An 11817-nucleotide genomic window follows, 5' to 3' on the forward strand; every position below is an offset into this window, starting at 1 on the left:
AACTTTCGGTTAATCAGCCTGCTCCAGCATGGTGCACTCAATGCACTGCCAAGGCGTCGACATGCGTGTTCTCCTGCTCTTCCTGACATTCCTGCTCGCCGGCCCGCTCCAGGCCAATCCCTTCGCTCCCAAGTCGGATTTCCTGCCGGTGAACCAGGCTTTCGTCCTGAGTCAGGATCGCCTGCCCTCCGGGCAGATGCGCCTTTATTTCCAAATCAAGGACGGCTACTACCTCTACCAGAAGCGCCTCAAATTCGACGGCATTCCCGTCGATCAGCAACCGCAACTGCCTCCTGCCCTCAACCATCACGATGAGTTCTTCGGTGATAGCGCCGTCTACCGCACCGAACTCCAATTGCTGCTGCCCGCCAATGCCACTGGAGAACTGCGACTGGGCTGGCAGGGCTGCGCCGATGCCGGGCTGTGCTATCCACCGCAAACTACGGTGATCGACCTGGGCGGCCAGCCTGCGCTCTCTGCGCCAGCCGCAGCCGACAGCGGACAAGCCAGCGACCAGGCCCTGGCCAGCGGCCTGCAACACAGCAGCCTGGCCTGGAGCCTGCTGGCCTTCTTCGGCCTGGGACTGCTGCTGGCGTTCACCCCCTGCTCCCTGCCGATGCTGCCCATCCTCGCCGGACTGGTCATGGGCAATGGCGCAAGTGCCCGACGCGGCTGGGTGCTGGCCGGGGTCTATGTATTGAGCATGGCGCTGGTGTACGCCGCCTTGGGTGTGGTCGCGGCATTGCTCGGCGCGAGCCTCCAGGCGTGGCTGCAACAACCTTGGCTGTTGGGCAGCCTGGCGGGTCTGTTCGTGTTGCTCGCCCTGCCGATGTTCGGCGCCTTCGAACTGCAACTGCCCGCCGCCGTGCGTGATCGCCTCGATCGTGCAGGTCAGGGAACACGTGGCGGCAACCTGTATGGCGCAGCGTTGCTTGGCGCGCTCTCTGGCCTGCTGATGGGGCCGTGCATGACCGCGCCACTGGCCGGTGCCCTGCTCTATATCGCCCAGAGCGGCGATGTGGTGCAAGGCGCACTGGTGCTGTTCAGCCTGGGGCTGGGCATGGGCGTACCGCTGCTGCTGTTGGTCACCCTGGGCAACCGCTACCTGCCACGCCCCGGAGCCTGGATGAACCTGGTCAAGGGCGTGTTCGGCTTCGTCTTCCTGGCCATGGCCCTGTACACCTTACGCAGCCTGCTGCCCGAGCCGCTGCTGCTGGCACTGGTCGGCGCCTGGCTGATTGCCCTGGCCTGGGCGGCCTGGCCTGCCCTGCAGCGTCTACCGGCGCTGCGCGCCCTACCGTTACTCGGTAGCCTCTGGGGTGGCCTGCTGCTGGTCGGTGCCGCCGCAGGAGGCAACGATCTCTGGCAACCGCTGCAGCCCTTCACCGGCGGCGGCACGACAACCGCCGGTAATGTCCACGATGCACGGGTCATCACCGTCAACACCCCACAGGACCTGCAGCGTGAACTGGATGCCGCCAAGGCACGCAACCAGTGGGTGCTGGTCGACTACTACGCCGACTGGTGCGTATCGTGCAAAGTGATGGAGAAACAGGTGTTCGCCCGCGGCGATGTCCAGGCCAGCCTCGACGGCGTGCAACTGCTGCGCCTGGATGTCACCGCCGACACCCCCGCCAGCCGCGAATTGCTGCAGCGCTACCAGGTTCCAGGCCCGCCCAGCCTGATCTGGATCGGCCCGGAAGGTGACGAGCGGCGCGCCCGACGCATCACCGGTGAAATCGACGCCGGTGCATTCCTGCAACACTGGGCCCAGACCAGGAGTCAAGGCTGATGCTGACGGTAACCTTGGGGCCGCTGACCATGGCCTTGAACCACCTGCTGTTGCTTGCAGCGTTGGGCATCGCCTGCCTGGTCGGCTGGTGGGTCGCTCGCCGTGGCGGCGAGAGCCCCGAATCGGCGCTGTTCAACCTGTTTCTGGTCGGGCTCCTCTGCGCCCGTGCGGGCTTCGTCCTGGAGTACTGGGCGATGTACCGCGATGACCCTGTGCAGATCATCGACATTCGCGATGGCGGCTTCCAGCTCTGGAGTGGCCTGGCGGGACTCATCGCTGCTGCCTTGTGGCAGGGTCGCCGCCGACCGGGGCTGCGCCGCCCGCTGGGCTGGGCGCTGTTCAGCGGCGCACTGTTCTGGGGGCTGGCGAGCCTGGGCAGCCACCTGTACAGCAAAGGCACCGAGCTGCCCGAACTGAGCCTGCAAAACGCCAGCGGCGAATCGGTGGCCCTGCACAGCTACCGCGGCACACCACTGGTCATCAACATCTGGGCCACCTGGTGCCCACCGTGCAGGCGTGAGATGCCTGTGCTGCAACAGGCCCAGAGCGACTACCCCGACGTGACCTTCCTGTTCGTCAACCAAGGCGAAACACCAGAGAGCGTCAGTACCTTCCTGGCCACGACCGGCCTGAGCCTGAATCACGTGCTGTTCGACGGCAGCGGGCAACTGGCGCAACGGGTCGGCTCCATGGCCCTGCCCACCACCCTGTTCTACAACGCCGAGGGACGCCTGGTCGGCAGCCACCTCGGCGAGCTATCCCGCGCCAGCCTGCACAACGCCCTGGAGCCTTTAGAGCGGGCCGTAGCGCCCGCCCCCGCCGTACAAGGAAAATGACATGCGACTGACTGCTCTCCTGCCCCTCTCCCTGGCCCTGCTCGTCGCGCCCCTGGCGCAGGCCGAGCCCTGGCCAAAGGCGATCCAGCAGATGGAAGCCAAGGGCGCGGTAATCAAGGGTACTTTCGACGCGCCCAATGGCCTGCGCGGTTATGCCGCCGAGTACCACAACAACGGCATCGCCCTGTACTTGACGCCCGACGGCAAGCACGTGCTGGTTGGCAGCCTTTTCGATGAACAAGGCCAGGACCTGAGCGCCGAACCGTTGGACAAGTTGGTCTACACACCGATGAGCAAGGAAATCTGGGCGAAGATGGAAAAGACCGCCTGGATCCAGGACGGCAAGACCGATGCGCCACGTATCGTCTACCTGTTCAGCGACCCCAACTGCCCGTACTGCAACATGTTCTGGCAACAGGCGCGGCCCTGGGTCGAGTCGGGCAAGGTGCAACTGCGCCATATCATGGTCGGCATCATCCGCCCGGACAGCCCGGGCAAATCCGCAGCGCTGTTGTCGGCAAAAGACCCTGCCAAGGCACTGCAAGACCACGAAAGCGCCGGCAAGTCCAGCACGCTCAAGGCACTGGACACAATTCCCGAAGCCACACAGAAGCAACTCGCAGCCAACCAGGCGTTGATGGAAGAAATGGGGTTGGGCGCGACGCCCGCGATCTTCTACCAGGATGAACACGGACAACTGCAGAGCCAACAGGGCGCGCCGCGCCCGGAAATGCTCGGCAAGATTCTGGGCAAGCGTTGACCTGATAAATCTGTCAGGTGCAAGACCGACGCAGCCTCCCTAGACTCGCCTTATCGAACGCTCGCGTCTGCGCGATCGGTGAACTGGAGGCGATGAGACGAGGGATTGCCGATGCCTGCCATAAACGCTGCGCGCTACCATGCCGAAACTCCGGACGTAACGGTGCTGTCCAGTGCCGCAGGCGCTACGGTGACGCTGCGCCTGCTGCGCTCCCCACAGGATGGAGCAGACATACCCGCAGCAAAACTGCTGCGTAACCGCACCCATGCAGACCCACTGACCCGCACCGTCCGCCAGTTCGGTGCCCGAGCGCTGCAGGTATCGGCAGGGGCACCGACGCTGGCCGATGCTACGACGGTAACCAGCCTCGGCGGCCAACAATTGAAGCTGCATACGACCGACGGCGATACCTCACTGTCGCTTGATGATGCCACTGGTCGGCCGCTGTGGACCTGCAACGCCCAGGGCACCCACCACAGACATACCTACGAAGCCCCTGAACAAGGCGGGCGCAAAAGCGCGATCTTCGAACATCCGGCCGCTGGCATCGCCCGTATGCGCGAGCGCCTGGTGTATGCACCCGCCACTGCCCCCGAACGCCAGCGCAACCTGGCAGGCGCGACGCTCAAGCATTTCGACAACGCAGGCCTGACTCTCACAGCCTTGCTATCACTGACCAGCGCACCTCTCGAAACCCGGCAACAACTGCTGCAGCCTCAAGCTGAACAACCCGATTGGGCGGGCAGCAGTGAAGATGATCTGGAAGAGGACGTACTGATTACCCTTAACCGATACAACGCAGCGGGCGATATGCTGGTACGCACCAACGCGGCCGGGGTAACGAGCTCGAAGACACTGGACGTCAGTGGCGCAGTACGCCAGATGCATTTGCGTCAGGGTGCCAAGGAGGCCGTGGCGCTCGCGGCTGTCACACGCAGGGCCGATGGCTTGGTCGTGGCGCAGATGTCTGGCAATGGTGTGGTCGACCTCTACGACTACTCGCCCACCAGTCAGCGCCTGATTCAACATCGCACGGAGCGCCCAAGTAACCATGCGCAGGGCTATCTGCTGATCAGCGACCTGCACTATGGCTACGATCCCGCAGGCAACATCCTCGCCCTCGATGACCAAGGTGCCGACCCTCAGTGGCATGACAACCAGCAGGCCGACGGCCTGCGCAAATACACCTACGACACCCTCTACCGCCTGATCGAGGCAAGCGGGCGCGAGCGCAGCCCGGTCGGCACCTACTGGTCCCCCTCCTTCGGACCGTCCGACCGCCAGGGCGGCAAAGTCTGGACACCCTACAGCGAACGCTATGAATACGACGACGGTGACAACCTGGTCACCTTGAGTCACAACGGTGGTGCCGGCCAGCGCACCCAGCACCTGCGTGTGTCGACCCAGAGCAACCGCGCAATGCCCCAGAGCCACGGACTGACACCAGACAACGGCTTCCTGCCTGGCGGCCTGCAGAAACAATTGGTCGATGGCCGGGCACTGGCTTGGTTGGCCGATCACCAGTTGGGCCAGGTGCCGCTGGTCAAACGCGCCAGCGGTGCGGCAGATGATATCGAGCAATACCGATACGCCAATGGCGGCACCCGACGTCGCAAGATCAGTACTGTGCACACGGCCAACGGAATTCAGACCACCCTGACGACCTACGTCGATGACTGCGAAGTACGCCTGCGCACGCTCGAAGGCCAGCCCCTGGCACTCAAGCATGTGGTAATCATCGAAATAGAGCAGGTGCGTTGGATTCAAAATCGCCTGAATACCGATGTTAACCTGCGCTATGGGTTTAGCGACCATCTGGGCAGCAGTGCGGGAGAAACGGACGAGGTGGGAAACATCGTCTCGCGTGAGGAATACACCCCCTATGGCGAAACAGCTGGTCTGGATGAGCAAGCAGCGGAAGTCGACGGATTAACCCAACGTACGTCGCGTCATGCCGGCAAGGAGCTCGATGCCAGCGGTCTTTACTACTACGGCTGGCGATACTATCAGACGGGGTTGGGCCGATGGCTGAGTGCCGATCCCGGTGGGCTTATTGATGGCCCGAATCTGTATCGGACGAATAGAAATAATCCACTGCGCTTTCGTGACGCTACGGGGATGTCTCCAGCAGAGACCCTTATGACTGTACTCTTAGAAATATTTGCCATCTGGCTGCTTCTGCTGAACATAGCGACGCTTATCACGAACAACCAACCCCTCTACTACCAACTCAAAGATGCAGAGAGAAACGGAACATCACTGACAGCTCCCTTATGGAAGCACTGGAGAGAATCGGGTGGCCGCCTCCATGTTGCATCCAGCGGACTAAGGGTGCTTAACATCTTTATTGTGATTACTTTAATGTTCTTGGGCTGGATCTCCCCCAATGATTCCTCCGTGCAATATTTAACCTTGTTTTCCTCCATGACAGCGATCGGGACCCAACATTCTGCACAATATCGGCTGTTTAAGAAACAACGTGAAGCTGAACAAATTCGCCGTACTCAGTTGGAATCTGACGAGGCTCCCCCGTTCGAAAATGATGCTCAATCACCCGATAATCAAAACCCCGCGGGGGGCGAAAACTTCGTTCACCAGAACGCCATTAGCAGACCACACTCTCCCAGACATGGGGAACAGCGCCCGAATACGCACGACGCTATAGAGATGGCCGCCCTGCCTGCTCCATCGGCACATACCAACGCAGAAGAGGACTTCTCTGCACCGCAGCACCTCGCCATCAATATTGACGACCCCGATACAAATGATACTCAACAAGGGACGACACTGGCTCGCACGCACAGCACATCGAGCGAAGAGAATACTCTCAACCGGGAGACACTATTTCCTGACACCCCCAACGATGATTCAAACTCCAGTCGGCGCTCAAGCCTATCCAGTAGCTCTTCAACGCTGTCAAGTAACTCTTCGACGGTAAGAAAAAGAATGGGCGATTCCAGGCGTAGCATGCGTAGAAAGAGCATCAACAACGCATAGCGTTAAATACAGCACGACACCAGCGCGGCTTGCCCGCGCTGGTGTCGTGGCCTGTTACGAACCTTCCAACTCCGCCATCAGATCACTCAACCGATCCACCTTATCCTCATTCAACGCACTGCCCTGCAACCCTTCGACATACGCCGCCAGCTCTTCCACGGTGCCGCACTCGAACATCGCCCGCAGTGGCACGTTCAGTTGCAGACGCTTCTGTACGCGTGAGGCAATCTGCGTGGCCAGCAACGAGTGCCCGCCCAGTTCGAAGAAGTTGTCGCGCACCCCGACCCGCTCAGCCTTGAGCACTTCGCCCCAGATAGCGGCCAGGGTCTCTTCCAGCTCGCTGCGCGGCGCCAGGTAGTCCTGGCTGTGCTGGCCACCGATCTCGATGACCGGCAGCGCCTTGCGATCGAGCTTGCCATTGGAATTGTGCGGCAGGTTATCGAACCAGGCCCAGTGCAGCGGCACCATGTACTCCAGTAACCCGGTACGCAGACGGAAGGCAGAGTTCTGTTACGTAGCACTTTGAAATAACTTCAAGTAAAAACCATGACTAGAAGAACATAAAAACCAAGCAAATTACTCACAACAGAACTAGAAGCCACCTACAGCGCACATCGAATTGGCGTACAGCAAAAAACAAGAAGCAAGAGATTCCAGCTCATAGGAATTCTCTTACACGTTTTTCATAGGTTACCTAGGACCTCACGCAAGAAATTACCCACAAAAAAATAGCCTATTAAACACCCACCCGACAAAAAGAAAAGTGACCTCTATTGACCACGCCTTAAATGACAACTAAACCTTTCACCACCCCAACTGCGGGGTCTAACAAAAAAGGTGAAAAATGAACGAGCAATTTGGCGTAACCCTCATGAAGTTGAGTTCCGAGGACCACTGCGATGTAGAAGCAGAGTTTTTTGGTGGTTCTGGAGGTGCTGGCGGTTGTGGCGGTAGTGGCGGCTGCGGCGGTGGCGGCGGTTGTAGCGGGGGCAGCGGAGGAAGCGGGGGTAGTGGCGGTAATGCCATCCGTGTAGATACGACCCAAGAAAAATAATAGAAATGCGGGCACCTTTGCTCACACAAGGTGCCCGTCTAAAAACTCTGGAAAGCATATGAAATTCATTAGAGTTCACAACTACGAAATACTTAACTTCGAACCCGCTCCAATTATATTTTCAGCCGCCGGATTTACTAAAATCCATGAAACAAAAATCATCAACATACTCCAAAAGCTCAAGGAAGCCCCTTCAAACTACATAGACACTAAAAAACTTGAACAGCTGGCCACCAATGAAAAGCTTCAACCCATACCAGCAATTGAATTTCTAAAATCAATAAAAGTAATCGAAGAAAAAACCAGCCACCCCTACTTCAACAGCGCAACATTATTCACCGACATACCTATCAGCCAAGAAATAGAAGCACACCTGAAACACTCAAATATATCGATCAACCCTTCCAAATCTTCACCGTGCGATATACCAGACGGACGATCGAAAGAAATATTTATTTTTGCATTTCTAAAAATAAACCCCAACCAACTTAGAGAAGCTTACATAAAGATATTGGATAGAAATCCAACCTGCGGCGCAGTGATAGGATTCGCTAGTGGAAACTTTTTCCATTTAACAGAGTGCCACGTCCCTTCTATCGGAAACCCTTGCGCATTTTGCACGCTTGATCGAGTAGCTTACTACGAACGACTGAAACCAAGCCACCATCACTGGTCAAAAATCTGGTCATTCTGTCAATTAAACGATATTGATCTACCTACAGCTAATATTGATGCCCTACAGAAATCCCTCATACTCGGCATGCTCACAGTATTTGTATCTAAGATGACTGAAGCGCCAAAATTCAAAATAACCCAAGATAGAGTACTTGCTTCCAGAACACTAAACCTAGAAACCGGGCACATCATTGAAGACACTAGTATTCATTGGCCCTTTTGCCAGTGCTTGGAGCCAAAGCCATGATCGTCAACCATGATCAATATTTGAAATTCATGCCTCACAACGTGCTCGATGAAACACTAATTTTTCATTCAAAGGGGAATTATACACTGCATGAAGCTACACGGCATCTCAGCACTCTGCATCACATTCCCGAGATGGATCTCAAAAAGCTCACAGGCAACGAACTCAAGCTTGACACCCTTGAAACCGAGCATCACGGCAATATTCCGCCGCTCCCAGCGCCTCACCCTCTTCGTCGCTTGGATTCTTGCGAACACTTTGAAAGCCGAGTGATAACCTTCGAAAACGTACTCAACTTACTAAGGCCGTTAGTTTCCAAAGAAAACACTCATAAGCGAGGCTACCCGAGTGGAGGAGCACTCTATCCAGTAGAGGTTTTTTGCGTAAACTTAAATAATTCAATAAAAAACTGGCCAAGCGACAGTGGCGCACTGCACCTACTACCAGACTCCAGAGCATTAGAAGTACATAGCCCCAAGATCAATTGCACCAACCTGTCTCGCGCTATCACTCCACTTGTGAACGACATAGGAACTCCGACACTGGCGTTGATATACTTCATCTATGTTCCAAAAAGCTTGTTCAAATACCGCTATCGAGGATATCGCCTGGCGCTCATGGAAACAGGATCCATGTACATGCTCGTGGATCTTTGCTGTAAAGAAAACCATTTTAGAAGTCGGCCTTGGTCTGGCTTCACAGACCACCAGGTGACAAAGGAACTTCATCTTAACCCATCATTGTTTTTACCTGCCTGCGTTCAGTTAATAGGATGAGACTATGAATCACTTCAGAGATGTACACTCCCCTTCCTTTGCTGATTTCGAATTACTTCGTCCCAATGCAGCCACTCACTTTCCACACAGCGTAGAGTGCGGAAGTCGTTGGGGAACGTACGGCTCAAGTAGCAGCTGGTCAAACACTGTTATTTCTTCTGCAATCGGGGAGCAGTTTGAAAGAAAACACTTTTATCTTGACGTCCCTGTTCATGAGTCGGGCAGTCTTGCTTCTGTCTTAACCCGCGAAGAATGCAAAAGCTTTATAGATGCATTCACCCAAACCACATCCAAAGATTTTTATATCAATCTGGAATCCCACCACTTTGATCTCACACGGGCGTACCGACTAAAAGATCTCACAGCTTGTAAGGTTCCCACTGCATGTATTTCTATCTTTTCACGTACCAATCAGATAGACGACTGCATTTATCCTATCAGAGACACCTGCGGCTGCAGTACGCACATCACTCTAGAAAATGCAATGGTAGGTGCATTAAAGGAATCAATAGAGCGACAATTTTTGCTTCGATTTTGGCTTACCAAAAGTTGTACAGGAATAATAAATCACGAAAAATGCCATAAAGCCCTTAGTGAACGGAGCAGTGCAATCCTATTGGACGAACTGAAAAAATCAGGCGAAGTATGTGCACTCGATCTGAGTGACCAACGGTTTCCAGGACACTGTGTTCTCCTATGCTACGGAAACTCGAAGTATCAACACGAAAAAGTACGATACTGTGCAGGAATGTCATACGCAAGCACACTGAGCGAAGCGCTAGAAAAATCAATTCTTGAGCTTTGGCAGACATTTAGATTTATGCAAACATTCGATGAAGCCGATCAATCGAGCAACATTGAGGACCCTTACCTCAAACACTTTCTGTCTTGCAACCACCATGAGACCTATAAAAATATAACTTCCAACATTCTCTTCCGGCCACGTGATACCAATACAGCGCCCACCCCGCTCAACCTGCACAACCTAAAAAAAGCGTTGACCGACTTAAGGCTTGACGGCTATCTCTACATCTCCAGCACACACACAAAACACTCACCACTGTACTTTTGCAAATATTTCTCGCCGCATTTTTTTCTTCACATGAATAACTCTACAAACTTCAACACTCGCAACACCTACTCACACGAATTTTCCGAAGAAATATTGACCCACCAATTATCTAGCATGGTTCCATTCCCATGAATACAGCCGAAAACAACATACACAGCTGGGTCATCAACACCTGTCAACTTACAAAGCTACTGACACTTGAACACTTGAGGGACCCCACCACATTATTGTGGACTGCCCTGGCACCTTGCTTGATGTTCACCCTGACCACCCAAGCCAAACTATCTCCCTCCCCTGTTTACGATGACTACATTTCTGCCGCCGCTTGGTTTTATTCCTACATTTCTGCAAGCGTCGCTTTTTTTGGCTTTAGCTTTTATCTTATCGGTAGGAGAGAGAGTGGTTTCAATCGATCATTCCTCTACCAACCCAATGCAATAGGACTGTTCCTTACCTCACACACGCTCTGCTATTCGCTCATCAGCCTGGGTTATTCGGCATTCTTCTACATCATCACCAAACCACTCTATGGAAGCTATTCGCCCCCCGAACTCTTCCATCTACTAATATGTTTTTATGTTAGCTATTTGGGCTTTACGGTGATTGGCCTGTTTATTGCCGCGCTTCCTATTCGATTCAGCACAGCGAGCACTATCTTCTCACTGCTCTCGTTTCTCATGTTGCTATCGGGCTACCTCGGCGGCGTTCACGAGAGCGCCGCGCCATCCTGGATTACCCTCCTCAACCCTTTAGCCATCAGTCGACAGGTAATCCTCGGGCGCTCTTCCCTCTTGGCTAGCTTTTCTCTGGTGCTTTTATTATTGCTTCCAGCACTTTATCTGACCGCACGGCACTTTAGAATACAACCTGTTTGGAGTCGTTATTAAATGCCTGTACTCAAGATAGAGAATTTGACGTTCGCCTACCCCGACAAACCCCTTATGGAGAATATCAACCTGTCGTTGAGGTCTGGTGAGTGCTTGGGGCTTCTCGGCTGCAACGGCGCGGGAAAAACCACGCTATTTGATCTCATCTGCAAACTCAGGACGCCAGTGCAAGGCCGAATTATCAATTCGGCCAAGCGTCAGGCGTACCTGAGTCAGACCCTTACACCGCCACCTACACTTCGCATGCACGAAGTTTCCCGACTCATCACTCATTTAAATGCACATATCCCACCGTGCCAGTCCAATTTGGAGGCTCGGCTTGCCAAATGGTCGACCTCACTGTCGAAGCGATATCACGACATTTCCAAAAAAAAGGCCTCGACCTGTAGTTACGGAGAAATTCGGAGCTTCTTTACGCTGACGCTCCTGTTAATGGACAACGACCTGATTATTCTCGATGAACCTACTGCCGGTGTAGACCCTGAGTTCAGATATTTCATATGGCTAGGCATCAGCCGAGCATGCGCAGACGGCGCGAGCGTACTGGTCTCGTCACACTACCCAGAGGAGGTAGCCGCGCATTGTCGACGCTTCTACATGCTCACTCAACGTCGGTTGGAAGCCTTCGATAGTGCAGAGCAATTCCTCACTCGCCATCATGCAACAACATTCGACGAGGCCTTTATCAATGCCAATAATTGACCGTCAACAAAAGAGGGGC

At 54.9% G+C, this 11817-nt stretch carries 9 protein-coding genes and 1 pseudogene; 9 read left to right on the forward strand and 1 reads right to left on the reverse strand.

Annotation, left to right across the window (positions count from 1 at the left end; genetic code table 11):
* Nucleotides 1-61: 61 nt before the first annotated feature.
* The 4 genes from dsbD (at nt 62) to AC2CGW_RS00805 (ending at nt 6385) form a co-directional block, all read left to right on the forward strand.
* A complete protein-coding gene (dsbD, locus tag AC2CGW_RS00790) occupies nt 62-1792 on the forward strand; it encodes a protein-disulfide reductase DsbD (protein WP_484573375.1) in 1731 nt (576 codons plus the stop codon).
* On the forward strand, nt 1792-2628 hold the full coding sequence (locus AC2CGW_RS00795; protein ID WP_186708392.1) for a TlpA disulfide reductase family protein: 837 nt from the start codon (nt 1792-1794) through the stop codon (nt 2626-2628). The genes dsbD and AC2CGW_RS00795 overlap by 1 nt, the downstream gene beginning before the upstream one ends.
* Nucleotide 2629: 1 nt before the next feature.
* A complete protein-coding gene (dsbG, locus tag AC2CGW_RS00800; protein ID WP_484573376.1) occupies nt 2630-3388 on the forward strand; it encodes a thiol:disulfide interchange protein DsbG in 759 nt (252 codons plus the stop codon).
* Nucleotides 3389-3499: 111 nt separating this feature from the next.
* Entirely contained in the window at nt 3500-6385 is a 2886-nt protein-coding gene (locus AC2CGW_RS00805) for an RHS repeat-associated core domain-containing protein (protein ID WP_484573377.1), read from the forward strand.
* 54 nt (nt 6386-6439) lie between these two features.
* On the opposite strand, the pseudogene AC2CGW_RS00810 reads toward AC2CGW_RS00805, so the two are convergent.
* Nucleotides 6440-6880 (reverse strand): annotated as a pseudogene (locus AC2CGW_RS00810) (phosphopantetheine-binding protein); the annotation flags it as partial.
* A 617-nt stretch (nt 6881-7497) separates the two neighbouring features.
* Here AC2CGW_RS00810 and AC2CGW_RS00815 point away from each other — a divergent pair.
* The 5 genes from AC2CGW_RS00815 to AC2CGW_RS00835 are packed head-to-tail and all read left to right on the forward strand — an operon-like array spanning nt 7498 to nt 11798.
* The gene (locus AC2CGW_RS00815) at nt 7498-8361 is read left to right on the forward strand and encodes an McbB family protein (RefSeq protein ID WP_484573378.1); all 864 of its coding nucleotides are present in this window, start codon (nt 7498-7500) and stop codon (nt 8359-8361) included.
* Nucleotides 8358-9137, forward strand: a complete 780-nt coding sequence (locus AC2CGW_RS00820) for a nitroreductase family protein (protein ID WP_484573379.1) — start codon at nt 8358-8360, stop codon at nt 9135-9137. Before AC2CGW_RS00815 ends, AC2CGW_RS00820 begins: the two co-directional genes overlap by 4 nt.
* A 4-nt stretch (nt 9138-9141) precedes the next feature.
* Nucleotides 9142-10341: a YcaO-like family protein gene (locus AC2CGW_RS00825; protein ID WP_484573380.1), complete on the forward strand. Its 1200-nt coding sequence runs from the start codon at nt 9142-9144 to the stop codon at nt 10339-10341.
* Complete coding sequence (locus AC2CGW_RS00830; RefSeq protein ID WP_484573381.1) at nt 10338-11096, forward strand: hypothetical protein; 759 nt, start codon at nt 10338-10340, stop codon at nt 11094-11096. Before AC2CGW_RS00825 ends, AC2CGW_RS00830 begins: the two co-directional genes overlap by 4 nt.
* The gene (locus tag AC2CGW_RS00835; RefSeq protein ID WP_484573382.1) at nt 11097-11798 is read left to right on the forward strand and encodes an ATP-binding cassette domain-containing protein; all 702 of its coding nucleotides are present in this window, start codon (nt 11097-11099) and stop codon (nt 11796-11798) included.
* The last annotated feature ends 19 nt before the right edge of the window (nt 11799-11817 follow it).

The organism is Pseudomonas sp. SYWMCR5 (genome assembly GCF_057197165.1).

Coding starts and splice junctions, on each gene's coding strand:
- dsbD (WP_484573375.1), top strand. CDS start 62: ATGCGTGTTCTCCTGCTCTTCCTGACATTCCTGCTCGCCGGCCCGCTC.
- AC2CGW_RS00795 (WP_186708392.1), top strand. CDS start 1,792: ATGCTGACGGTAACCTTGGGGCCGCTGACCATGGCCTTGAACCACCTG.
- dsbG (WP_484573376.1), top strand. CDS start 2,630: ATGCGACTGACTGCTCTCCTGCCCCTCTCCCTGGCCCTGCTCGTCGCG.
- AC2CGW_RS00805 (WP_484573377.1), top strand. CDS start 3,500: ATGCCTGCCATAAACGCTGCGCGCTACCATGCCGAAACTCCGGACGTA.
- AC2CGW_RS00815 (WP_484573378.1), top strand. CDS start 7,498: ATGAAATTCATTAGAGTTCACAACTACGAAATACTTAACTTCGAACCC.
- AC2CGW_RS00820 (WP_484573379.1), top strand. CDS start 8,358: ATGATCGTCAACCATGATCAATATTTGAAATTCATGCCTCACAACGTG.
- AC2CGW_RS00825 (WP_484573380.1), top strand. CDS start 9,142: ATGAATCACTTCAGAGATGTACACTCCCCTTCCTTTGCTGATTTCGAA.
- AC2CGW_RS00830 (WP_484573381.1), top strand. CDS start 10,338: ATGAATACAGCCGAAAACAACATACACAGCTGGGTCATCAACACCTGT.
- AC2CGW_RS00835 (WP_484573382.1), top strand. CDS start 11,097: ATGCCTGTACTCAAGATAGAGAATTTGACGTTCGCCTACCCCGACAAA.